Annotated in this window: 19 protein-coding genes; 12 read left to right on the top strand and 7 right to left on the bottom strand. The window is 69.4% G+C overall.

The annotated features are described in order from the left end of the window. Positions 1-30: 30 nt before the first annotated feature. The gene (locus J3S89_RS07970; RefSeq protein ID WP_217926962.1) at positions 31-318 is read left to right on the top strand and encodes a DUF3303 domain-containing protein; all 288 of its coding nucleotides are present in this window, start codon (positions 31-33) and stop codon (positions 316-318) included. Between the two features lie 166 nt (positions 319-484). Continuing rightward, a complete protein-coding gene (gene dprA, locus J3S89_RS07965; protein WP_217927220.1) occupies positions 485-1,588 on the top strand; it encodes a DNA-processing protein DprA in 1,104 nt (367 codons plus the stop codon). A gap of 12 nt (positions 1,589-1,600) precedes the next feature. On the opposite strand, the gene J3S89_RS07960 is transcribed toward dprA, so the two are convergent. From J3S89_RS07960 to J3S89_RS07945, 4 genes are all read right to left on the bottom strand, one after another. Then, positions 1,601-2,245, bottom strand: coding sequence for a glycoside hydrolase family 19 protein (locus tag J3S89_RS07960; protein WP_217926961.1), 645 nt, complete (start codon positions 2,243-2,245; stop codon positions 1,601-1,603). Between the two features lie 146 nt (positions 2,246-2,391). Then, on the bottom strand, positions 2,392-2,937 hold the full coding sequence (gene ruvX, locus J3S89_RS07955; RefSeq protein ID WP_217926960.1) for a Holliday junction resolvase RuvX: 546 nt from the start codon (positions 2,935-2,937) through the stop codon (positions 2,392-2,394). Between the two features lie 61 nt (positions 2,938-2,998). Next, positions 2,999-3,544, bottom strand: coding sequence for a DinB family protein (locus J3S89_RS07950; protein WP_217926959.1), 546 nt, complete (start codon positions 3,542-3,544; stop codon positions 2,999-3,001). A gap of 8 nt (positions 3,545-3,552) precedes the next feature. Then, positions 3,553-4,473, bottom strand: a complete 921-nt coding sequence (locus J3S89_RS07945) for an ATP-binding protein (protein ID WP_217926958.1) — start codon at positions 4,471-4,473, stop codon at positions 3,553-3,555. Between the two features lie 52 nt (positions 4,474-4,525). On the opposite strand from J3S89_RS07945, the gene arsN2 reads away from it, so the two are divergent. From arsN2 to J3S89_RS07915, 6 genes are all read left to right on the top strand, one after another. Continuing rightward, complete coding sequence (arsN2, locus tag J3S89_RS07940; RefSeq protein WP_217926957.1) at positions 4,526-4,963, top strand: arsenic resistance N-acetyltransferase ArsN2; 438 nt, start codon at positions 4,526-4,528, stop codon at positions 4,961-4,963. 785 nt (positions 4,964-5,748) lie between these two features. Then, a complete protein-coding gene (yajC, locus tag J3S89_RS07935) occupies positions 5,749-6,093 on the top strand; it encodes a preprotein translocase subunit YajC (RefSeq protein WP_217926956.1) in 345 nt (114 codons plus the stop codon). A 93-nt stretch (positions 6,094-6,186) separates the two neighbouring features. Next, the gene (gene secD, locus J3S89_RS07930) at positions 6,187-7,788 is read left to right on the top strand and encodes a protein translocase subunit SecD (protein ID WP_217926955.1); all 1,602 of its coding nucleotides are present in this window, start codon (positions 6,187-6,189) and stop codon (positions 7,786-7,788) included. A gap of 67 nt (positions 7,789-7,855) precedes the next feature. Beyond that, positions 7,856-8,800, top strand: a complete 945-nt coding sequence (gene secF / locus J3S89_RS07925; protein ID WP_217926954.1) for a protein translocase subunit SecF — start codon at positions 7,856-7,858, stop codon at positions 8,798-8,800. Positions 8,801-8,824: 24 nt separating this feature from the next. Next, positions 8,825-9,211, top strand: a complete 387-nt coding sequence (locus J3S89_RS07920; RefSeq protein WP_338020047.1) for an Mth938-like domain-containing protein — start codon at positions 8,825-8,827, stop codon at positions 9,209-9,211. Between the two features lie 93 nt (positions 9,212-9,304). Beyond that, the gene (locus J3S89_RS07915; RefSeq protein WP_230489113.1) at positions 9,305-10,252 is read left to right on the top strand and encodes a phytoene/squalene synthase family protein; all 948 of its coding nucleotides are present in this window, start codon (positions 9,305-9,307) and stop codon (positions 10,250-10,252) included. A gap of 105 nt (positions 10,253-10,357) precedes the next feature. Here the strand turns inward: J3S89_RS07915 and trmFO are convergent, their stop codons facing one another. Continuing rightward, on the bottom strand, positions 10,358-11,794 hold the full coding sequence (gene trmFO, locus J3S89_RS07910; protein WP_217926953.1) for a methylenetetrahydrofolate--tRNA-(uracil(54)-C(5))-methyltransferase (FADH(2)-oxidizing) TrmFO: 1,437 nt from the start codon (positions 11,792-11,794) through the stop codon (positions 10,358-10,360). A 153-nt stretch (positions 11,795-11,947) separates the two neighbouring features. On the opposite strand from trmFO, the gene J3S89_RS07905 reads away from it, so the two are divergent. Continuing rightward, positions 11,948-12,652: a hypothetical protein gene (locus J3S89_RS07905; protein WP_217926952.1), complete on the top strand. Its 705-nt coding sequence runs from the start codon at positions 11,948-11,950 to the stop codon at positions 12,650-12,652. An 869-nt stretch (positions 12,653-13,521) separates the two neighbouring features. On the opposite strand, the gene uvrA is transcribed toward J3S89_RS07905, so the two are convergent. Further along, complete coding sequence (uvrA, locus tag J3S89_RS07900; RefSeq protein ID WP_217926951.1) at positions 13,522-16,512, bottom strand: excinuclease ABC subunit UvrA; 2,991 nt, start codon at positions 16,510-16,512, stop codon at positions 13,522-13,524. Positions 16,513-16,904: 392 nt separating this feature from the next. On the opposite strand from uvrA, the gene J3S89_RS07895 reads away from it, so the two are divergent. Then, the gene (locus J3S89_RS07895) at positions 16,905-17,474 is read left to right on the top strand and encodes a single-stranded DNA-binding protein (protein ID WP_217926950.1); all 570 of its coding nucleotides are present in this window, start codon (positions 16,905-16,907) and stop codon (positions 17,472-17,474) included. A 211-nt stretch (positions 17,475-17,685) separates the two neighbouring features. On the opposite strand, the gene J3S89_RS07890 is transcribed toward J3S89_RS07895, so the two are convergent. Further along, on the bottom strand, positions 17,686-18,309 hold the full coding sequence (locus J3S89_RS07890) for a MarC family protein (protein ID WP_217926949.1): 624 nt from the start codon (positions 18,307-18,309) through the stop codon (positions 17,686-17,688). Between the two features lie 292 nt (positions 18,310-18,601). Between J3S89_RS07890 and gyrA the strand changes: the two genes are divergently transcribed. Beyond that, on the top strand, positions 18,602-21,259 hold the full coding sequence (gyrA, locus tag J3S89_RS07885; RefSeq protein ID WP_217927217.1) for a DNA gyrase subunit A: 2,658 nt from the start codon (positions 18,602-18,604) through the stop codon (positions 21,257-21,259). Between the two features lie 788 nt (positions 21,260-22,047). After that, the gene (coaD, locus tag J3S89_RS07880; protein WP_217926948.1) at positions 22,048-22,581 is read left to right on the top strand and encodes a pantetheine-phosphate adenylyltransferase; all 534 of its coding nucleotides are present in this window, start codon (positions 22,048-22,050) and stop codon (positions 22,579-22,581) included. Positions 22,582-22,605: the final 24 nt, after the last annotated feature.

Below are 22,605 nucleotides of genomic sequence, written 5' to 3'. Positions count from 1 at the left end.
GCACGGCGCCTTGGAGGAAGGGACCCCCACATGCTCTTCATGGTGATCGAGACCTTCCGCGACGCCGACATGATCCCCGTCTACGAGCGCGTCCGCGACGCCGGGCGCGGTCTGCCGGAGGGGCTCGTTTACGTCGACAGTTGGGTCGAGCCCAATTTCGCTCGCTGTTTCCAACTGATGGAATGCGACGACGCGAGCCTCATCCAGCAATGGGTGCTGCATTGGCGCGGCCTCGGGGTCTCCTTCGAGATCGTGCCGGTGGTCCCCTCTCGTGACACCCGCGCGGTGGTCGAGCCCCATCTCGCCGCGAAGGGGTGAGCGAGCGGCCGGGCCGCGACACCACCGAGCGGCGGGGCGGACACATTCCAGGTTGTAATTCCCGGCCCTCCCTCCGATAGTGCCGGAAACTACTGGGAGCCGGCTCGTGCAGTTCTACGCCTTCGACGACAGCGACGCGCACGACACCCGCCCGTCGACCCCGCCGATGACCGATGCGAGCCGTCTCGCCTGGCTGCGCCTGATCCGCTCCGACAACGTCGGCCCCGTCACCTTCCGCCAATTGGTCAATCACTTCGGCTCGGCCGCGAATGCACTGGACGCGCTTCCCGAGCTCGCCCGGCGCGGCGGCGCCCGCGCCCGCATCCGCATCGCCGGCCTCGACGAGGTCGAGCGCGAGATGGCGATCGCCCGCGCCTTCGGCGCCCGTTTCGTGGCGCTCGGCGAGGAGGATTATCCCGCCCGTCTCGTCGCGGTCGAAGGTCCGCCGCCACTCCTGGCGATCAAGGGCGGCTCCGGCGTCTGCCGCCGCCCGGCGGTGGCGATCGTCGGCGCCCGCAACGCCTCGCTGGCGGGGCGCAAGATGGCGGCGATCCTGGCGCGCGGCCTCGGCGAGGCGGCCTTCGTGGTCGTGTCGGGGCTGGCGCGAGGCATCGACGCGAGCGCCCACGAGGCGAGCCTCGACACCGGCACCATCGCCGTCTTCGCCGGCGGCCTCGACCGGCTCTATCCCCCCGAGAACGCCGGCCTCGCCGATCGCATCGTCGAGGCGGGCGGCGCGCTGATCTCCGAGATGCCCTTCGGCTGGGAGCCGCGCGCCCGCGACTTTCCCCGCCGCAACCGGCTGATCTCCGGCGTCTCGCTCGGCGTCGCGGTGGTCGAGGCGGCGCTGCGCTCGGGCTCGCTCCACACCGCCCGCTTCGCCGCCGAACAGGGCCGCGAGGTCTTCGCCGTACCGGGAAGCCCGCTCGACCCGCGCGCCGAGGGTACCAACGACCTCCTGCGCAACGGCGCCACCCTCGTCACCTGCGCCGCGCACGTGATCGAGGCTCTGAGCCCGATCGTCGGCCGCCGTTTCGAGCCGGCGACCATGGCCGAGACCGGCGACGACGAGCTCGATCGCCCCCTCGACGTGCCCGAGAGCGCCCGCCGCCGGGTGGTCGAGGCGCTGGGCCCGACGCCCGTGGCGATCGACGAGATCCTGCGCGCCACCGGCGTGCGTCCCGGCGAACTGCACCTGATCCTGATGGAACTGGCGATCGCCGGCCGCCTCGAGCGCCACGGCGGCGGGCGGGTCGGCCTCGTCATGTGAGCGCCGACGCACTCACACGCCGAGGAGACGCTCGACCTTGCGCAGCCACTCCTTGCGGCTGGAAAAGCCGATCAGGCCGCCGTTGATCGCCCGCGTGACGCCCTCGACGTCGTCGTCGTCGGCCATTTCGTTGCAACTCCGGCCGCGCCGGCTCGAGGCGGCCCATTCCGCCGCCGCGATCTTCAACGACCATTCGGCCGAATAGGCGAGATCGGGGTGCCCCGCGAGATCGATGCCGAGCGCACGGCCGTAGGTCTCGTAGGCCTCGCGTCCGGTGATCTGCAGCAGGCCGCGGCCGATGAAGGCCCAGCCGTCGCCGGAGGCGGCCGGTCCGTTGCCCATGCGGTCGGCATAGACGAAATTCGCCAGCTTCTCCGGATCGTGGGCGTAGGCGCGCGCCACCGCCGGATCCTTGAAGCGGCTCGGCCACACCTGGGGCAGACGCGCCGCCGAGTAGTTCATGTTCTCGACGCGAATGGTGAGACCGTCGGTCTCGTGGCACACCTGCGCCAGGAAATGCGCCACGCGCCGCCGTCCGGCATTGATGCCCGAGGGCGCGAGATCGGCGTCGGCGCCGTCGAAGGCGGCGAGATAGACCGAGCGCGCGTCGGGCGCCAGGGCTCGGATCAGCGAGCGCGAAATCGAAACGATCGACATGGACTGAGACCTCCTCGCCGGACTGCCGGCCGGATCCGCGCGCGGGAGTTGCGCGCCCGAGGAGTATCGATCGGGTCGGGGTGGGGGAGGGCGAGACGGCGGATGTCCCCGTCCGTGGGCGTCGCCCGGCGCGACTCGGCGGTCGGTCAGCGCCCCGCCGGGCGATTGAGATCGGCCCGCGCCGCCGCCTCGTCGGCCGCCTCGCGTGCCGCCCGCGCGGTCGCCTGCATCCGGTCGAGCGCGCCCTGGAGGATGAAGCTCGCCGCCATCTTGTCGACCACCTCGGCGCGCTTGGCGCGCGAGGTGTCGGCCTCGAGCAGGGTGCGGGTGACGGCGGTGGTGGAGAGCCGCTCGTCCCAGAGGGTGATCGGGAGGCTCGTCAGCGGCGCCAGCGTGCGCACGAAGGCGCGGGTCGCCTGCGCGCGCGGCCCCTCCGATCCATCCATGTTGAGCGGCAGGCCGACGACCATCGCCGCCACCTCGTGCTTGGCGCAGAGCGCCAGCAGCTCCGCCACGTCGAGCGTGAACTTCCGCCGCCGGATCGTCTCCATCGGTGAGGCGATGCGCCGGCCGAGATCCGACAGCGCCAGACCGATGGTCTTGGTGCCGAGGTCGAGCCCGATCAACCGCGCCGAGGTCGGCAGACGCGGGACGAGATCGAGGAGGGGAACGGTCGGGTCGGGATGAGCCATGGCACGCGATCGAGTTCGAGGAAGGGAGGAGGAGGGAAGAGGAGGAGGGAGCGGCCGATCGTCACGCCGGATTGCCGGTGACCTCGGGAATCAGCGCCAGCAGATCGGTCACCCCGACGTCGACGCCGGCCTGCGCGAGGAGCGTCGTCGCCTGGCCGCGATGATGGGTCTGGTGATTGAAGAAATGGACGAGCAGGAGCCCGAGCGGCCGGGTGAAGGGCTGGCCGCGCGAGTTGCGATAGACGAGCGGGACGTCGAGCGCCGGCTCGTCGAGACCGCCGATCCAGCCGTCGATCAGCCCGTCGAGCCAGACGCGCCGCTCGCGCAGAGGGGCGAGCGCGCCGAACTGGATCTGAGCGAGGCTCGTCGGCGCCGGCAACTCGCGGATCGGCGCGAGCCCGGTCCCCGCGGGATGTTCGGCGAAGCGCTTCAGCCACAGCGTGTCGCCGACCACCAGATGTTCGAGCGTGCCGAGGATCGAGCCGAAGAAGGCCCCGCGATCGAGTGCCACGGCGGCGTCGGGGAGCGTCGCGGCGGCGTCGTAGACCTTGGTGTTCATCCAGCCGTTGTATTCGGCCATCAGCCGCAGTTGCGTGGTCCGGGACATGGGGGGCCTCACATCGTCTTTTCGAGCCGTCCGGCGAGATCCTGGACATATTGCCACGCCGTGCGGCCGGAGCGGCTGCCGCGCGTCGTCGACCATTCCAGACATTCCGCCACCAGCCGGTCGTCGGCGATGTCGAGGCCGAAATGGGCGACGTAGCCGCGCACCATCGCGAGATAGTCGTCCTGGCTGCACTTGTGGAAGCCGAGCCACAGGCCGAAACGGTCGGAGAGCGAGACCTTCTCCTCGGTCGCTTCGCTCGGATTGATCGCCGTGGAGCGCTCGTTGTCGATCATCTCGCGCGGCATCAGATGGCGGCGGTTGGAGGTGGCGTAGAAGAGGACGTTGTCGGGCCGCCCCTCGATCCCGCCCTCGAGCACCGCCTTCAACGACTTGTAGCTCGCGTCGCCCGTGTCGAAGGAGAGGTCGTCGCAGAACACCAGGAAGCGGAACGGCGCCGGTGCGGTCAGCGACAGCAGCACCGGCAGGCTCTCGATGTCCTCGCGGTGGATCTCGACGAGCTTCAGCGGCGTCCGCCCCTCGCCGGCGAGACGCGCGTTGACCGTCGCGTGCGCGGCCTTGACCAGCGACGACTTGCCCATGCCGCGCGCGCCCCAGAGAAGCGCGTTGTTGGCGGGCAGACCGCGCGCGAAGCGCTCGGTGTTGCCGATCAACTGGTCGCGCGCCAGATCGATGCCCTTGAGCAGGGTCATCTCGACCCGATTGACCCGCTTCACCGGCGAAAACCGCAGATCCTTCGCCGACCACACGAAGGCCTCGGCCGCCGCGAAGTCGGGCGCGGCGGGGGCCGGCGGCGCCGAGCGGGCGACGAGGGCGAGCAGCGCGTCGAGGCGATCGAGGAGGGGGGCGAGATCGGTGGCGGTCGTCAAGGCGGACACTCCGGGGTCACGGATGGGCGATCGGTGTAGCATGGGTCGCAAGTCGGGAGAACGGATCTCCCCCTCGCCACCCGTGAGAGACGCCATGTCCTTTGCCCTCCACCCCGTCGCCGCGACCGACCCCGCCTTCCTCGACGCCCTGCGCACCGCCGATCTCCCGACCGAGGATCTCGGCCACGCCGGCCAACGCGTCTTCGCGCTCGTCGACGCGGACGGGCCCTGCGCTTGGGGCGCGTGGGAGGGGGAGGGGCCGGACCGGCTGTTGCGCTCGGTCGTGGTGGCGCCCTCGAAGCGTGGGCGCGGCCTCGCCCGAACGCTCGTCCGGGCGCTCGAGCGAGCCGGCGCGGACGACGGCGCCCGCCGCTTCTGGCTCCTGACGACGACGGCGGCGGACGTGTTCGAGGCGCTCGGCTATCGGCGCGTGGCGCGCGCCGAGGCGCCCGCCGAGATCCTCGCCCATCCCCAGTTCGTCGGCCTCTGCCCGGCGAGCGCGGCCTGCCTCTTGCGCGATCTCGCGCCATGAGGCGCGGGGCTGCCCGTGTTGATCTCAGGGGATGTACGGGTAATCCGGTATCCGGGAGGGAGGTCCCGGCGTCGCATCGCGGAAAACGCGAGCGAGGCGTGACGAGAACGAGGACGTCGTCATGGTCATGTGGGCTATTCGAGGGGCTGCTCTGGGTCTCTGCGCCGTCGTCTCGACGGCGGCCGTCGCCGCGCCGAGCTGTCCGAACGACGCGTGCCGAGATGTACGAGAGGTGTGAGGCGAAGGCCGGGCCGAGAGCCTTCGCGACCAGCGCGAACGGCTGTTGCGGACGGGCCTGGCGAAAGAAGTCCACCGACGCGGAATTCGAAGCCGCGAAGGTCGAGGCGGTCGGTTCCTGCATGTCGGCCGCCGGCACGGACTGTCAGGTCGTCGAAGCCGTGCGGTGAGCGGCGCCGGCCGGGACCCGGCCGGCCCGACCCATATCGACCGGGAGCGGCCGGCCGCGTCCCGATCACCGGGCGTTCCCGTGACGGACCGCATCGCCGCGGCGTCCGCGAAGGAGAGCCGGCAACGGCCGAACCACGGATCTCTCGGCTACGAGAGGCGCGTCGCCACGGGCGCCTCGGGGCGGGGTCCGTGGTTTGCATTCCCCACATCGATGGCTATAGTCCGCGCGGCTCGGGGAATCCCCCCTTGTCGCGCCGATTTGCCGTGCCCACTTGAGGGCGGTTCGAGGTCGGTTTCCGATCCCGCCGCCCGGCGCGCGCGCCAGACGTATCCCAGCCGCCCGTCGGGTGTGCTCGAGACACTCCGAGGAGTATCGCATGTTCGTGACCCCCGCCTTCGCCCAGGGCGCTGCAGGTTCCGCCGGCGGCATCCAGGACATCGTGATGTCCCTGGTGCCCTTCGTCTTCATCCTGGTCATCATGTGGGTGATGATCATCCGGCCGCAGCGCCAGCGTCAGAAGGCGCACGAGGAGCTGATCAAGAATCTGCGCCGCGGTGACGTCGTCGTGACCGGCGGCGGTTTCATCGGCAAGGTGCTCAAGGTCGTCAACGACGCCGAGATCGAGGTCGAGATCGCCGAGGGCGTCAAGGCCCGCGTGGTGCGCTCCACCATCGTCGAGGTCCGCGCCAAGGGCGAGCCCGTCAAGGCCGCCAACGAGTGATGACCCTGCGCCCGCCCGCGCTTCCTGCGCGGCGGGCGTTTCACGACGGCGTCGCCTGACGCCGTCGCCCTTCCCGAGACTGGGGACGTTTCGATGCTTCATTTCTCGCGCTGGAAGATCTGGGCGATCGTCGCGTCCTGTGTCCTGTCGCTGCTGCTGGTGGCTCCGAACTTCGTGAGCCGGTCGACCCTGTCGGGCCTGCCCGATTGGCTGCCGCATCGCCAGCTCACCCTCGGTCTCGATCTCCAGGGCGGCGCCCATCTGTTGCTCGAGGTCGACACCCAGGCGATGGTCAAGGACCGCCTCGACGTGCTGCGCGACGACGTCCGCCGCGTGCTGCGCGAGGATAGGATCGGCTATTCCGGCCTCGGCATTCAGGGCGCCGGCGTCCAGGTCCGCATCTCCGATCTCGCCAAGGTCGACGCGGCCGGCAAGAAGCTCCAGGGCCTCGTCCAGACGCTTTCCGACACCGTCTTCACCGGCAACACCGTGGTCGACACGGAGATCACCAAGGGCGAGAACGGCCTCTTCCGCCTGACGTTGACCCCGGCCGGCCTCGAGTTCCGCTCCCGCAAGGTGGTCGAGCAGTCGATGGAAGTCGTCCGCCGCCGCGTCGACCAGCTCGGCACCACCGAGCCGGTGATCGCCCGCCAGGGCGCCAATCGCCTGCTCGTCCAGGTCCCCGGCCTGCAGGACATCGAGCGCCTCAAGGACCTCCTGCGCCAGACCGCGCGCCTCACCTTCCACATGGTGGAGGGCGTCGGTCAGGCCGCCGTCGACGGCGCCCGCGCCCCCGACACCGAAGTGCTGATGACCCGCGACGACCCGCCGGTGCCGGTGCTGGTGCAGAAGCGGGCCATGCTGACCGGCGAGGAACTGGTCGACGCTCAGGCGTCCTTCTCCTCGCAGTCGAGCGAGCCGGTCGTCTCCTTCCGCTTCAACACCTCCGGCGCCCAGAAGTTCGCGCAGATCAGCCAGCAGAACGTCGGCCGCCCCTTCGCCATCGTGCTCGACAAGGACGTGATCTCCTATCCGGTGATCCGCGAGCCGATCCTCGGCGGCTCCGGCCAGATCTCGGGCAACTTCACCGTCCAGGGCGCCAACGATCTGGCGCTGCTCCTGCGCGCCGGCGCGCTTCCGGCCGACCTCACCGTGGTCGAGGAACGCACCGTCGGCCCCGGCCTCGGCGCCGACTCGATCGAGGCGGGCAAGCTCGCCGCCACCGTCGGCACCGTCCTGGTCGTGCTCTACATGATCGGCAACTACGGGCTGCTCGGCGTCTTCGCCGACGTCGCGGTGGTCATCAACGTGGTGATGCTGATGGCGATCCTGTCGCTGTTGCAGGCAACGCTGACGCTGCCCGGCATCGCGGGCATCGTGCTCACCATCGGCATGGCGGTCGACGCCAACGTGCTGATCTACGAGCGCATCCGCGAGGAGCAGAAGCTCGGCCGCTCGGCGATCTCGGCGATCGACGCGGGCTTCTCGCGCGCGCTCGGCACCATCGTCGATTCCAACCTGACGACGCTGATCGCCGCCATCGTGATGTTCTTCCTCGGCACCGGGCCGATCAAGGGGTTTGCGGTGACGCTCGGCATCGGCATCCTGACGACGCTCTTCACGGCCGTCACCGTCACGCGCCTGATGGTGGCGCTGTGGGTGAAGAAGGTGCGTCCGACCCGGGTCCCCATCTGAGTTTCGCGAGCGCCGGCCGGCGTCTCGCCGGCCCGTCCGAAGCATCCGTTCTAGGCAGGAAGTCACGATGCGCCTGATCAAACTGATCCCGGAAGACACCAAGATCCCCTTCATGGGGGCGCGGTTGATCACCTTCCCGATCTCGATGGTGCTGGTCACCCTCTCGATCCTGGCGGTCGCCGTCTTCGGCCTCAACTACGGCATCGACTTTGCCGGTGGCACGGTGATCGAGGTGCGTGCGCACCAGACGCCGGCCGATCTGCACAAGATCCGAACCGATCTCTCGGCTCTGAACATCGGCGAGGTTCAGGTCCAGGGCTTCGGCCAGGCCGAGGACGTGCTGATCCGGCTCGCCCAGCAGGAGGGCGACGAACTCGCCCAGCAGGCGGGTGTGGCCAAGGTCAAGGCGACACTCGGCAACGGCTACGACTATCGCCGCGTCGAGGTGGTGGGACCGCGCGTCTCCGCCGACCTGCGCCGCGACGGCGCGATCGCCGTCGTGGTCTCGCTGTTCGTCATCCTGATCTATCTGTGGTTCCGCTTCGAATGGCAGTTCGCCGTCGGCGCGGTGCTGACGACGATCCACGACGTCGTGCTGACGCTCGGCCTCTTGGCGGTGCTGCAGATCTCGTTCGATCTGACGGCCATCGCGGCGATCTTGACGCTGGTCGGCTATTCGCTCAACGACACCGTCGTCATCTACGATCGAATTCGCGAAAACTTACGTAAATACAAGAAGATGGATCTGGCGTCGCTGATCGATCTGTCGATCAACCAGACCCTGACCCGCACCATCCGCACCTCGACCACGACCTTCCTGGCGATGGCGGCGATGTATGTCTTCGGCGGCGAGGCGCTGCGCGGCTTCAACTTCACCATGCTGGCCGGCATCGTCATCGGCACCTATTCGTCGATCGTCGTCTCCGCGCCGCTCCTGATCTTCCTCAACCTGCGCACCGGCGGTGGCAAGGGCGCGGAGAAGACCGAAGGCGCGGCGACCGCCACCGCCTGACGGAAGACGAAGAAGGAGCCCGGGGTGGAGAGCGAAGGAGACGGCGTGCGCCGGCTGCCGCGGACGGCGCCGATCGACGGCTACGGCCTCGGTGGGTTTCGCTTCGCCGGCATGAGCCATCGCGGCTCGCTGCTGTGCCTGCCCTCGGGCATGCGCGCCTGGGAGCCCGGCACGCCCCCTGTCTTCGATGCCGCCACCCTGGCGCCGGTCTTCGCCGAGGCCGCCGACATCGACATCTGCCTCCTCGGCACCGGCCGCGATCTCGTGCCGATCTCCGAGGCCCTGCGCTGGCGGTTCCGGGATCTCAGGATCTCCGCCGATCCGATGGCGACCGGCAACGCGCTCCGCACCTGGAACGTGTTGCTCGCCGAGGGCCGCCGCGTCGCCGCCGCGCTTCTCGCCGTCGAGTGATCCGCCGTCTCGGGCGACCCGACCGCGCGCGGGCCGACGAAAATTCCCGGCCCCGGGATGCCCTCGAGACTGGTATCGAACGAGCTTCGCCCTATGTCCGCGTCCATGTCCGATCGCGTCTCCGATTCCGCCGCTCCCTCCGTCCCGGCCGCCGCGCCCTTCGAGCCGAGCGCGGCCTACGCCGTCGCCGCCGAGCGCGTCCGGGCGCATGATCATGATCGTTGGCTCGCGGGCCTGTGGGCACCCGAGGACCGTCGCCGCCATCTCTACGCGCTCTATGCCTTCTCCGACGAGATCGCCCGCATTCGCGACGTCGTCTCCGACCCGCTGCCGGGCGAGGTGAGGGCGCGCTGGTGGGCCGACATGCTGGCGGGCACGCGCGGCGGCGAGGGCGCCGGCCATCCGATCGCCGCCGCGCTCCTCGACACGATCCGTCGCTTCGATCTGCCGCCGGAGCCCTTCGAGCGCCTGATCGAGGCGCGGATCTTCGACCTCTACGACGATCCCATGCCGACGCTCGCCGATCTCGACACCTATTGCGACGATACCGTCGGCTCCGTGGTCGGGCTCGCCTGCCGCATCCTCGACGGCGCCTGCGACGGCCCCGCGATCGAGGCCGCGATCACCGCCGCCGGCCGCGCCTGGGGCGTCACCGGCCTGTTGCGAGCCTTGCCGTTTCACGCCTCGCGCGGGCAGATCTTCCTGCCCGTCGACCTCGTCGAGGCGCACGGGGTCGATCGCGCCGATCTCTTCGCCGGCCGCGCCACACCGGCGCTGCGCGCCCTCCACGCGGCGCTGCGCGCCCATGCCCGCGACGCGCTCGCCGAGACCCGCCGCCGCATCGCCCATATCCCGATCGTCGCCGCGCCGGCCTTCCTGCCGCTCGCGCTGGTCGACCCCTGGCTCGACCGGATGGATCGTCCCGACTTCGATCCCTTCCACACCTCGACCGAACTGGCGCCCTGGCATCGGCACTGGCGGCTGTGGCGCTCCGCGCGCCGGGCCCGCCGCGCCGCGAGGCGGCGCGGCGAGTTGATGTGAAGAACAGGCGCGCCGCGAGGCGGCGCGGCGAGTTGATGTGAGGAACGGGCGCGCGGATCCGTGGATCTCGGCGCGCCGCGTTTCGAGGCCGGAAAGGCCTCCGCCTCAGTCCGTTCCGGCTTCGGCCGCGTTCCAAGCGGCGAGATCGGCCCGCGCCCGGTGGGCCATGGCGCGCTTCTTCTCCACCGTCTTCTCGGTGCCCTTGAACCGGCGCCCGTCCTTGTCGACCTTGGGGGCGACGATCGGCGGGAACAGGCCGAAATTGACGTTCATCGGCTGGAAGGCGCGCGGCTTGCCCGAGGCCGCCTCGGCTTCGCTCTCGGCGATGTGCCCGCCGGTGATGTGGCCGAGGAGCGCCCCCATGGCGGTGGTCGGCGGCGGCGGCACGGCCACGCGCCCGAGCCGCTCGGCGGCGGCGAAGCGCCCGGCGAGATGGCCGATCGCCGCGCTCTCCACATAGCCCTCGCAGCCGGTGATCTGACCGGCGAAGCGCAGCCGCGTCTCGCTCTTCAGCCGCAGCGTCGCGTCGAGGAGGCGCGGCGAATTCAGATAGGTGTTGCGATGGAGCCCGCCGAGACGGGCGAATTCGGCCTTCTCGAGCCCGGGGATCATCCGGAACACCCGCACCTGCTCGGCATGTTTGAGCTTGGTCTGGAAGCCCACGAGGTTCCACAGCGTGCCGAAGGCGTTGTCCTGCCGCAGCTGGACGATGGCATGCGCCTTGATGTCCGGCTGGTGCGGGTTGGTGAGGCCGACGGGCTTCATCGGCCCGTGCCGGAGCGTCTCGCGCCCGCGCTCCGCCATCACCTCGACAGGCAGGCAGCCGTCGAAATAGGGCGTCGACGCCTCCCAGTCCTTGAACGACACCTTCTCGCCGGTGATCAGCGCGTCGACGAAGGCCTCGTACTGCGCCTTGTCCATGGGACAGTTGAGATAGTCCGCGCCGGTACCGCCGGGGCCGGCCTTGTCGTAGCGCGACTGCATCCAGGCGCGGCTCATGTCGATGCTGTCGAAATGGACGATCGGCGCGATCGCGTCGAAGAAGGCGAGCTGGTCCTCGCCGGTGAGCGCGCCGACCGCCGCCGCCAGATCCGGCGAGGTGAGGGGGCCGGTCGCGACGATCACGCTGTCCCAAGAGGGGTCGGGCAGGCCGGCGACCTCCTCGCGGCGGATCTCGATCAGCGGATGGCTCGCGAGCGCCTGCGTGACGGCGGCGGCGAAGGCCTCGCGGTCGACCGCGAGCGCGCCGCCGGCCGGCACCTGATGAGCGTCGGCCGCCTGCATGATCAGCGAGCCGCAGGCGCGCAACTCCGCGTGGAGCACGCCGACCGCATTGGTCTCGGGATCGTCGGAGCGCAGCGAATTGGAACAGACCAACTCGCCGAGACGGTCGGTCTGGTGCGCCTCGGTGCCGCGCACCGGCCGCATCTCGTGCAGAACGACCGGCACGCCGCGCACCGCCAGCGCCCAGGCCGCTTCCGAACCGGCCAGTCCACCACCGATCACATGGACCGCGCGAAGAGCATCTTCATCTTTGATCATGACGACGACCTAGCATCTCTCGACGAGCCTGCCCAGAGCCGAAGAGTCCGGCCGCCACCGGGCAAATATTGCCTGTTTCGGACCTGTGGAAAACCCGCCTAATTGGACGTCGTAATTCGCTGATTCGTCGATCGATTCGAATGAGGGGTTCCGATGCGCGCCGTCCGATTGTCCCTGATGCTGGCCCTCGCCACGGGTCTGGTGGGCTGCAAGACCGGCGGCGACGAGGCCCCGGCCAAGACCGCTCTCGTCGAGGAGGCCGACGACATCGCCACCGGCTCGCTGCCGCGCGGCGACTTCCGGATCGAGCCCGGCGTCCGCCAATGGTACGGCGAGCGCGGCGCCGCCCTGCCGATCGGCAATCGACTGCCCTACTGTCACGGCTTCGGTTGCGAGTTCAAGACGGCGATCGCCATGGGTCCCGAGGAGTTGGCGACCGTCGCCGGCCTCTTCGCCCGCAACGGCGGATCGCCCGAAGCCGAGCGCCACGCCATCGATCTCGCCGATCAATGGTGGGAGAAGCTCGCCGCGCCGCAGCTCGGCGGCCCGCCCGACAAGCGTGGGTCCGAGCTCGGCGACGCCCACAAGCTCGGCCAGACCGATTGTCTCGACGAAGCCACCAACACGACGACGCTGATGGTCTGGCTCGAGCGCAACGGGCTTCTCAAATACCATCACGTCCAGCGCCCGGAATCGCGCGGCGCCTTCCTCTACGCCCACGCCACCGCGGTGATGACCGACAAGACCACCGGCATCGACTGGATCGCCGACAGCTGGATGCGCGACAGCGGCGACCCGATCGACGTGATGCCGCTCGAGACCTGGTTCTCGCTCGCCTATGTCGACCCGGTCTCCTGAGCGAGGCCGCACGCGAAGGACGCGACGAGGCGGGGCCGACGGACCCCGCCCTTTTTTCATGACGCGCGCAAAGGCGTGGCCACGGTGGAACCGTAGGTGGGCGCGTCGGGCGGAGTGGAAGAGGGGCGTGAGAATCGAGGCGCCCGCCGGAGGGAGGAGAAACCGGCGGGCGCTCGATACACCGATCCGAGCAGGGAGGAGCGCTCGTTCGGGTCGACGGATCGCGCGAGGGAGGAGGACGCGTCGATCCGGAGACGTGACGCCGCGAGGCGTCCGGAAACGAGGCGACGGTCGGCTGGGAGGAAGAGACCGGCGGAACGTTTCGTCCCCACTTTGATAGGACAGATTCCCTGTCCCAATAAGAGCGGAGTTCGCATGTCGATCATGCGAATACGCATAGCTCTACTTCATAGACATGTTTCAATCGGGACGGTCGGGACGGTCGGGACGGTCGGGACGGTCGGGACGGTCGGGACGGTCGGGACGGCGCCGGCGGGAAGGGATCGACGTGCGCGCCCGGGGGAGGCGAGGTCACACGACCGGACGCGACACGTGAGACCGAGGTCGGTCGCGTCGGCGCGACCGGCTCTTGGAGACGAAATCGTCGGGGCCCGCGCAGCCCGATCCGAAACGGCGAGGGGGGGAGACGAGGGGGACGACTGCGGCCGTGCTCCGTCGTTCGGTTGCCCGGCGCCGTCGGCTCACGCGGTCCCGACATTGGGCTCCGCGCCGCAGGCTCGAAGGGCCACAGGCATAAATGTCCCCAGCGCCGCCGGCCGGCCGCGAAAGCGGAACCGGCTGCGCCTCGCGATCCCGCCGCCGCGCTCGAGCGGTCTTCCGTTGACGTCCGTCTCGTCCGAGGCCGCGCCTCAGGCGCGAGTCCGGCGTGGCGGACGTCGTTCGAGCAATTCCGCGAGGAAATGTCCGGTATGGCTGCGTGGTTCCGCCGCGACGTCCTCGGGGCGCCCGACCGCGACGATCTCGCCGCCGCCGTCGCCGCCTTCCGGCCCCAGATCGACGATCCAGTCGGCGGTCTTGATCACCTCGAGATTGTGCTCGATCACCACCACCGTGTTGCCCTGATCGACCAGTTCGTGCAGCACCTCGAGCAGCTTGGCGACGTCGTGGAAATGAAGGCCGGTGGTCGGCTCGTCGAGGATGTAGAGCGTGCGCCCGGTCGACTTGCGCGCCAGCTCCTTGGAGAGCTTGACGCGCTGCGCCTCGCCGCCCGACAGCGTCGTCGCCTGCTGGCCGATGTGGACGTAGCCGAGCCCGACCCGCGACAGGGTCTCGAGCTTGTCGCGGATCCCCGGCATCGCCGCGAAGAAGGCGACGCCCTCGTCGACCGTCATGTCGAGCACGTCGGCGATCGACTTGCCCTTGTAGACCACCTCCAGCGTCTCGCGATTGTAGCGCTTGCCCTTGCAGGTGTCGCAGGTCACGTAGACGTCCGGGAGGAAGTGCATCTCGATCTTGATGACGCCGTCGCCCTGGCACGCCTCGCAGCGCCCGCCCTTGACGTTGAACGAGAACCGCCCCGGCTCGTAGCCGCGCGCCTTGGCCTCCGGCAGGCCGGCGAACCATTCGCGGATCGGCGTAAAGGCGCCGGTATAGGTGGCCGGATTGGAGCGCGGCGTCCGCCCGATCGGCGACTGGTCGATGTCGATCACCTTGTCGAGCAGCTCGAGCCCCTCGATGCGATCGTGCGGCGCCGGATTGTCCTTGGCGCCGTTGAGCTTGCGCGCCACCGCCCGGAACAGCGTGTCGATCAGGAAGGTCGACTTGCCGCCGCCCGAGACGCCGGTGACGCAGGTGAAGACCCCCATCGGAATCTCGGCCGTGACCGACTTCAGATTGTTGCCGCGCGCGCCGACGACCTTGATCGCTCGCCCCGGATCGATCCGCCGCCGCTTCTTCGGCACCGGCACCATCAGGTCGCCGGAGAGATAGCGCCCGGTCAGCGACTTCGGGTCGGCCATGATCTCCGCCGGCGTGCCGCGCGCGACGATCTCGCCGCCGTGCACGCCCGCGCCGGGCCCGACGTCGACCACATAGTCGGCGGCGAGAATGGCGTCCTCGTCGTGCTCGACCACGATCACCGTGTTGCCGAGGTCGCGCAGGTGCTTGAGCGTCTCGAGCAGGCGCTCGTTGTCGCGCTGATGCAGGCCGATCGACGGCTCGTCGAGCACGTAGAGCACGCCGGTCAGCCCCGAACCGATCTGCGAGGCGAGCCGGATGCGCTGGCTCTCGCCGCCCGACAGCGTGCCGGAATTGCGGGCGAGGGTGAGATAGTCGAGGCCGACGTCGTCGAGGAACTGCAGACGCTCGCGGATCTCCTTGAGAATGCGCGCCGCGATCTCGTTCTGCTTGGGCGTCAGCCGCTCGGGCAGGCCGAGGAACCACGGCAGCGCGCCCCGGATCGACATCGCCGAGACCTCGCCGATGTGGATCCCGTCGATCTTCACCGCGAGCGCCTCGGGCTTCAGCCGATGGCCCCCGCAATCGCGGCACGGCGTCGTCGCGAAATAGCGCTCGATCTCCTCGCGCGACCATTCCGACTCGGTCTCGCGCCACCGCCGTTCGAAATTCGGGATCAGCCCTTCGAAGGTCTTGCGCGTCTTGTGGTGACGCAGCCCGTCGTCATAGGCGAATTCCACCGCCTCGCGCCCGGTGCCGTAGAGGATGGCGCGATGCGCCGCCTCCGGCAGGTCGCGCCACGGTGCCGTCATCGAGAACCCGTAATGCGCCGCGAGCGCCTCGAGCGTCTGGCCGTAGAAGGGCGAGGCCGACTTCGCCCAGGGCGCGATCGCCCCCTTGGCGAGCGACAGCGAGGGATCCGGCACGACGAGATCCGGATCGATCTTCTGCTCCGTGCCGAGGCCGCCGCAGGTCGGGCACGCCCCGAACGGATTGTTGAAGGAGAAGAGCCGCGGCTCGATCTCGGCGATGGTGAAGCCGGAGACCGGACAGGCGAACTTCTCGGAGAAGACCAGCCGCTTCGGCTGGCCCGCGTCGTCCGTCTGGTCGGCGAATTCGACGAAGGCGATGCCGTCGGCGAGCGCCAGCGCGGTCTGGAAACTGTCGGCGAGCCGGGTCGCCATGTCCGGCCGGACGACGATCCGGTCGACCACCACCTCGATGTCGTGCTTCAGCTTCTTGTCGAGCGCCGGCGCCTCGCCGATCTCGAGCAACCGACCGTCGATCTTGACGCGCTGGAAGCCCTTCTTCTGGAAGTCGAGCAACTCCTTGCGATACTCGCCCTTGCGCCCGCGCACCACCGGCGCCAGCAGCAGGAGCCGCGATCCCTCCGGCAACGCCAGCACCCGGTCGACCATCTGGCTGATGGTCTGGCTCTCGATCGGCAGGCCGGTCGCCGGCGAATAGGGCACGCCGATGCGCGCGAAGAGAAGGCGCATGTAGTCGTAGATCTCGGTGACGGTCCCCACCGTCGAACGCGGGTTCTTCGACGTCGTCTTCTGCTCGATCGAGATCGCCGGCGAAAGGCCGTCGATCTGATCGACGTCCGGCTTCTGCATCATCTCGAGGAACTGGCGGGCATAGGCCGAGAGGCTCTCGACGTAGCGGCGCTGACCCTCGGCATAGATCGTGTCGAAGGCGAGCGACGACTTGCCCGACCCGGAGAGCCCGGTCATCACCACCAGGCTGTCGCGCGGCAGGTCGAGATCGACGTTCTTCAGATTGTGCTCGCGCGCGCCGCGGATCGAGATCGTCTTGCGGGCGTGATCGAACAACTGTTTCGTGGCGATCGCCGCCGCCTCGCGCTCCGCCGCCGCGCCGGTCGGCGCCGCCTCGCTCCCGCTCCGCTTCGCCGATCGCTGCTTGCTGGTCCGCTCGCTCATGTCGTCTCCCGCGCGGGCTCGCTCGATCCCGCCGCCCTCGTCCGGGGGCAATCCGCGCCCGGCTCCGGCATGCCGCCTCGTCGATTCCGCCTTGCGCTCGCTCCGGGAAATCGATAGAACAGAATGAGAACGAAGACAAGAGGTCTCGCCCGGATCGAGCGGCGGCATTTTAGAGCACGGCGCCACCGTCCCCGTCGAGGGGGCATCGTTTCCGGCTCCGGGAGAGGACCGCTTGTGGAAAACCGCCTGCCGGTACCCCTCCCGGCCGTGCGGGTGGTCGCCGCGACCGTCCGGAAGGTCTAGAGGGTAGGGATGAGGTCGCCGGGCGCGTCCGCCGCTGGATCGGCGTGGCTCGGAGAGGGTGCGCCGTCGCGGCCGCCGAGGAGGGTGTCATGTCCGGAAGCGTCAACAAGGTCATTCTCGTCGGCAATCTCGGCGCCGATCCGGAGATCCGCCGCACCCAGGACGGCCGTCCGATCGTCAACCTGCGCATCGCCACCTCCGAGAGCTGGCGCGATCGCAATTCCGGCGAACGGCGCGAGCGCACCGAATGGCACCGCGTGGTGATCTTCTCCGAGGGCCTCGCCAAGGTCGCCGAGCAGTATCTGAAGAAGGGCGCCAAGGTCTATATCGAGGGCCAGCTCCAGACCCGCGAATGGGAAGACCAGCAGGGCCAGAAGCGCTACTCCACCGAGATCGTCCTCCAGGGCTTCAATTCGACCCTCACCATGCTCGACGGCCCCGGCGGTCGCGGCGGGGCCGGTGGCGGCATGCCGTCGGACGACTTCGGCGGCGGCTCCGACTTCGGCGGCGGTTCGGGTGGCTACGGCGGCGGCCGGTCGGCCGCGCCGCGTGCCGGCTCGGGTGGTGCGTCGCGCGGCGGTTCGTCGACGGGCGGAGGCCGTTCGGGCGGCTATGCGCCGCCTCCGGCCTCCGACATGGACGACGAGATTCCGTTCTGAGCCGACGAGCGGCCGGCGGACGGCCGTCGGGACTTCGGGGCGGAGTGCTCTCGACGAAGCGAAGCGCGTGCTCGACGGCGGGCCTGCCGGCGCGATCGGACGCCGGTCGCGCGGCCTCGGGCCGGGCTTTGCGAGACGGGCCGGACGGCCGCCGGTCTCGCCGGGTCGGGGCCGTATGACCGAACTCGGGGGAGCGCCTGCCCGGTCGACTTCAGCCGATCAGGATCGCCTTGATGCCGTCGGCGACGAACTGAACCGCGAGCGCGGCGAGCAGGAGGCCGAGCAGTCGGCCGATCACCACGCGGCCGGTCTCGCCGATGCGGCGATCGATCGGATCGGCGGCGAGGAAGACGAGAAGACCGAGCCCCATCACGGCGACGATCAGGCCGATGAAGGCGCCGTAGGCGGTCAGCGTCGGTGCCTTGGAGGCCGCGAGGATGGTCGCCGAGATCGCGCCCGGGCCGGCGAGCAGCGGGATCGCCAGCGGGAAGGCGGCGATGTCGCGGATGTGGTCGAGCGTCACCGCCCGGTCGGCGTCGGACTTGTCGCGCGGCTCCTTCTGCGAGAACACCATCTGGAAGGCGGTGTAGAAGAGCAGAAGGCCGCCGGCGATGCGGAAGGCCGGCAGAGAAATACCGAGCAGCGACAGGAGCTTGGCGCCGACGAGGGCGAACAGGACCAGGACCACGGTGGCGATCGCGGTGGCGCGCAACGCGACGTGCCGCCGGTCGGCCGCGCTCATCCCGGCGGTCAGCCCGATGAAGAGCGGCGCCAGACCCAGCGGATCGACGGTCACGAACAGGGTCACGAAGGCTTCGAGCAGAAAATCGAGCATGATCGGAAGGGTCCCGCGCCTGGATCGGCGATCTCTATCACGCCTCGGCCACCGGGTCGCCTCGTTCCTCGCCGAAGCTCGCGGAAGGGGCGGTCTCGGCCCCCCGCGCGGGCATGATTTCCTTGGAAAATCGGCCCTGCGATTGGCTTTCGCGGACGGAATCGTCTAAGGAGACGGATCACGCCGAAAGCGGTTTCGTGGAAAGAAAGAGACGCCTTTGTCCGGCCGAGACGATACCATCCGTGGGGGCGAAGGCCCCTTCGACATCAAGCCGATTTCCATCGCCGACGAGATGAAGCGCAGCTATCTCGATTACGCCATGAGCGTGATCGTCTCCCGCGCGCTTCCGGACGTTCGCGACGGTCTCAAGCCCGTGCACCGGCGCATTCTCTTCTCCATGAGCGAGAACGGCTACGATTGGAACAAGGCCTATCGCAAGTCGGCCCGCGTCGTCGGCGACGTCATCGGTAAGTACCATCCCCACGGCGATCAGGCGGTCTACGACGCGCTGGTGCGCATGGCGCAGGACTTCTCGATGCGCCTGCCGCTGGTCGACGGCCAGGGCAACTTCGGCTCGGTCGACGGCGACAGCGCCGCCGCCATGCGATACACCGAGGTCCGCCTCGCCAAGCCCGCCCACAAGCTCCTCGAGAACATCGACGAGGACACGGTCGACTTCCAGTCGAACTACGACAACACCGAGCGCGAGCCGGTCGTCCTGCCGGCGCGCTTCCCGAACCTTCTGGTCAACGGCGCCGGCGGCATCGCCGTCGGCATGGCGACCAACATCCCGCCGCACAATCTCGGCGAGGTCGTCGACGCGACGATCGCCCTCATCGCCCGCCCCGAGATGACCGTCGAGGATCTGACCGAGATCGTCCCCGGCCCGGACTTCCCGACCGGCGGCATCATCCTCGGCCGCTCCGGCATCCGCTCGGCCTACGCGACCGGGCGCGGCTCGATCACCATGCGCGGTCGCGTCCGGACCGAGGTGGTGCGCGGCGGCCGCGAGGCGCTGATCATCTCCGACATCCCCTATCAGGTGAACAAGGCCTCGATGGTGGAACGCATCGGCGAACTGGTGCGCGAGAAGAAGATCGAGGGCATCGCCGAGGTCCGCGACGAGTCCGATCGCGACGGCTACCGCGTCGTGATCGAGCTGAAGCGCGACGCCATGTCGGACGTGGTGCTGAACCAGCTCTATCGCTTCACCCAGCTGCAATCGACCTTCGGCGCCAACATGGTGGCGCTCAACGCCGGCCGCCCGCAGCTGATGAACCTGAAGGAGATGCTGACCGCCTTCGTCGCCTTCCGCGAGGAGGTGATCGGCCGGCGCACGCGCTTCCTGCTCGCCAAGGCGCGCGATCGCGCCCATGTGTTGGTCGGTCTCGCCATCGCGGTCGCCAACATCGACGAGGTCATCCGCCTGATCCGCGCCGCGCCGGATCCCGCCACCGCCCGCGCCCAGTTGATGGAGCGCCGCTGGCCGGCCAAGGACATGGCGCCGTTGATCGAGCTGATCGCCGATCCGCGTCACGTGCTCGCCGAGGACGGATCCTATACGCTCTCCGAGGAACAGGCCCGCGCCATCCTCGATCTGCGCCTGCAACGCCTGACGGCACTGGGTCGCGACGAGATCGCCGGCGAGTTGGAGAAACTCGCCCTCGAGATCGCCGACTATCTCGAGATCCTCGCCTCGCGCGAACGGATCATGGCGATCATCGTCACCGAACTCATCGAGGTTCGCGACGAATTCGCCACCCCGCGCAAGACCGAGATCCTCGATTTCGACGGAGAAGTCGACGACGAGGACCTGATCGCCCGCGAGGACATGGTCGTCACCGTGACCCACGCCGGCTGGATCAAGCGGGTGCCGCTCTCGACCTATCGCGCCCAGCGGCGCGGCGGCAAGGGCCGCTCCGGCATGGCGACCAAGGACGAGGATTTCGTGGTCCGGCTCTTCGTCGCCTCGACCCACGCGCCGATCCTGTTCTTCTCCTCGCGCGGCCAAGTCTACAAGACCAAGGTCTGGCGGCTTCCCTTGGCCGCGCCGCAGGCGCGCGGCAAGGCGCTGGTCAACATGTTCCCGCTGGAGAAGGACGAGCGCATCACCTCGATCCTGCCGTTGCCCGAGGACGAGGGCGAGTGGGCGGCGCTCGACGTGATGTTCGCCACCACCGGCGGCAACGTCCGGCGCAACGCGCTCTCCGACTTCACCCAGGTCAATCGCAACGGCAAGATCGCGATGAAGCTGGAGGAGGGCGAGGGCATCGTGGGGGTCGACACCTGCACCGTCGACGACGACGTGTTGCTGACGACCGCGCTCGGCCAGTGCATCCGCTTCCCCGTGCCCGACGTGCGCGTCTTCAAGGGCCGCGATTCCATGGGCGTGCGCGGCATCGCGCTCGCCGAGGGCGACACCGTCATCTCCATGGCGATCCTGCGCCACTTCGAATCGGAAGCCGAGGAACGTTCGCTCTATCTCAAGCAGTCGCGTCTGATGCGCGGCGAGATCGAGTCCGACGCCGAGGCGGTGATCGAGGGCGGCGACGAGGAGCCGGCCGCCGGCCAGCTCGACATGGAGCGCTACGCTCTGATGTCGGCCTCCGAGCAGTTCGTGCTGACCGTCTCGGAAAACGGCTACGGCAAGCGCACCTCGTCCTTCGAGTACCGGACCACGGGGCGCGGCGGCAAGGGCATCGTCGCCATGTCGACCGGCCCGCGCAACGGCAAGCTGGTCGCCTCCTTCCCCGTCGAGCACACCGACCAGATCATGCTCGTGACCGACGCCGGCCAGCTCATCCGCTGCCCGGTCGAGGGCATCCGCATCGCCGGACGCTCGACGCAGGGCGTGATCGTCTTCGACACCGCCGCCGACGAGCGCGTGGTCTCGGTCGAGCGCATCCGCGAGGACGAGAGCGACGAGGCCGAGGCGACCGACGAGGTCTGATCGCCATGTGACGGCATCCCGAATGGAAAGAGCCCGCTCCTGCCGAGGAGCGGGCTCTTTCGTTCGTGGCCTCGGGACGGCGCCGGGACCCCGCGCGACGTCCGGGGGGAGACGTCGTCGGGGTCGGCGAGGGGGAGGGGGAAGGAAGGGCGGGAGGGCGTGTCGTGTCGGGAGAACACGCCCTCCCTCTGCGCGTCGCCGGTGGGAGGCGCTGCGCAGTCTCGGACGGCCTTGCGGCCTGAGACAAAAGAGAGGGCGTGTTCGTCGGGAGAACACGCCCTCCGAGGTGGCGGCCGGATGGCAGGCCGCTGACCGTGAGAAGCCGTCGGGTCGAACGGCTTCGAATGCCGTCTTCCGCGGCGGGCCTGGCGGAAGGAGGACGTCGCCCCAGGAGGGAACGGGCGACGCTGGTCCGATGAGAATTCCGGGTCGGGAGAACCCGGAACTCTCCGCATCTCCGGCCGATGGCGGTCGGTGCGGATGGGCGGTCCCTTCGGACGAGAGTGAAAGTAACGTCGGGACATGTGTATAGTTTTGCGCCGCAGCGAAATCGTGTTTCGTGGATCGCCGACGAAGCAACAAAGCCGGCGAAATCTCGCGACGCCGAGGCGCGCGGCGCGCGGGGAGGGCGCGCAGCCGTCGAGCGCGACCGGGCGTCGGCCGGCCGGCCGTGAGGCTCATGAAATTCGGACGAGTTCGGATTGCGTGAGATTGGTATAAGACGGGAACGAGACGGCGCGTCGACCCTCGGCGAATCGCCGCGAAGGCCAGGGAGGGCCGTGACGCCCATGACGTCCACGACACGCGCGACATCCGGTGAGACCCCGAGGACGCTGCTCTATTCGGGCTCCTTCGACCCGGTCACCAACGGCCATGTCGACGTGATCGCCCAGGCGCTCGATCTCGCCGACCGGCTGGTGATCGGCATCGGTGTCCATCCCGGCAAGAAGCCGATGTTCACCTTCGAGGAGCGCGTCGAGATGATCCGCGAGACGGTCGCGGCCCTCGGCGTCGATCAGGCCCGCGTCGAGGTCGTCGCCTTCGACGATCTCGTGGTCGAGGCGGCCCGGCGCGCCGGCGCGGTCGCCATCGTGCGCGGCCTGCGCGACGGCACCGACCTCGACTACGAAATGCAGATGGCCGGCATGAACGGCGCCATGGCGCCGGAGATCCGCACGCTGTTTCTGCCGGCTTCGCCCGGCGTGCGCCACATCACCGCCACGCTGGTGCGCCAGATCGCGGTGATGGGCGGGGCGGTCGGCTCCTTCGTGCCCGCCGCCGTCGCCGAACGACTGGCCGCGCGCCGCGCCGCCCGAACCTGAGGTCCGGCCGAGAAGGCCCCAACG

This window comes from Pinisolibacter aquiterrae, from assembly GCF_019160155.1.
GTDB classification, from domain to species: domain Bacteria; phylum Pseudomonadota; class Alphaproteobacteria; order Rhizobiales; family Ancalomicrobiaceae; genus Pinisolibacter; species Pinisolibacter aquiterrae.
Note: the sequence above shows the minus strand (reverse complement) of the source record. Positions and strands in the feature narration are given on the sequence as shown.

Excerpts from the sequence above, each read along its gene's own strand:
- J3S89_RS07970 (WP_217926962.1), top strand. The coding sequence starts at position 31 with ATGCTCTTCATGGTGATCGAGACCTTCCGCGACGCCGACATGATCCCC.
- dprA (WP_217927220.1), top strand. The coding sequence starts at position 485 with ATGACCGATGCGAGCCGTCTCGCCTGGCTGCGCCTGATCCGCTCCGAC.
- J3S89_RS07960 (WP_217926961.1), bottom strand. The coding sequence starts at position 2,245 with ATGTCGATCGTTTCGATTTCGCGCTCGCTGATCCGAGCCCTGGCGCCC.
- ruvX (WP_217926960.1), bottom strand. The coding sequence starts at position 2,937 with ATGGCTCATCCCGACCCGACCGTTCCCCTCCTCGATCTCGTCCCGCGT.
- J3S89_RS07950 (WP_217926959.1), bottom strand. The coding sequence starts at position 3,544 with ATGTCCCGGACCACGCAACTGCGGCTGATGGCCGAATACAACGGCTGG.
- J3S89_RS07945 (WP_217926958.1), bottom strand. The coding sequence starts at position 4,473 with ATGCTACACCGATCGCCCATCCGTGACCCCGGAGTGTCCGCCTTGACG.
- arsN2 (WP_217926957.1), top strand. The coding sequence starts at position 4,526 with ATGTCCTTTGCCCTCCACCCCGTCGCCGCGACCGACCCCGCCTTCCTC.
- yajC (WP_217926956.1), top strand. The coding sequence starts at position 5,749 with ATGTTCGTGACCCCCGCCTTCGCCCAGGGCGCTGCAGGTTCCGCCGGC.
- secD (WP_217926955.1), top strand. The coding sequence starts at position 6,187 with ATGCTTCATTTCTCGCGCTGGAAGATCTGGGCGATCGTCGCGTCCTGT.
- secF (WP_217926954.1), top strand. The coding sequence starts at position 7,856 with ATGCGCCTGATCAAACTGATCCCGGAAGACACCAAGATCCCCTTCATG.
- J3S89_RS07915 (WP_230489113.1), top strand. The coding sequence starts at position 9,305 with ATGTCCGCGTCCATGTCCGATCGCGTCTCCGATTCCGCCGCTCCCTCC.
- trmFO (WP_217926953.1), bottom strand. The coding sequence starts at position 11,794 with ATGATCAAAGATGAAGATGCTCTTCGCGCGGTCCATGTGATCGGTGGT.
- J3S89_RS07905 (WP_217926952.1), top strand. The coding sequence starts at position 11,948 with ATGCGCGCCGTCCGATTGTCCCTGATGCTGGCCCTCGCCACGGGTCTG.
- uvrA (WP_217926951.1), bottom strand. The coding sequence starts at position 16,512 with ATGAGCGAGCGGACCAGCAAGCAGCGATCGGCGAAGCGGAGCGGGAGC.
- J3S89_RS07895 (WP_217926950.1), top strand. The coding sequence starts at position 16,905 with ATGTCCGGAAGCGTCAACAAGGTCATTCTCGTCGGCAATCTCGGCGCC.
- J3S89_RS07890 (WP_217926949.1), bottom strand. The coding sequence starts at position 18,309 with ATGCTCGATTTTCTGCTCGAAGCCTTCGTGACCCTGTTCGTGACCGTC.
- gyrA (WP_217927217.1), top strand. The coding sequence starts at position 18,602 with ATGAAGCGCAGCTATCTCGATTACGCCATGAGCGTGATCGTCTCCCGC.
- coaD (WP_217926948.1), top strand. The coding sequence starts at position 22,048 with ATGACGTCCACGACACGCGCGACATCCGGTGAGACCCCGAGGACGCTG.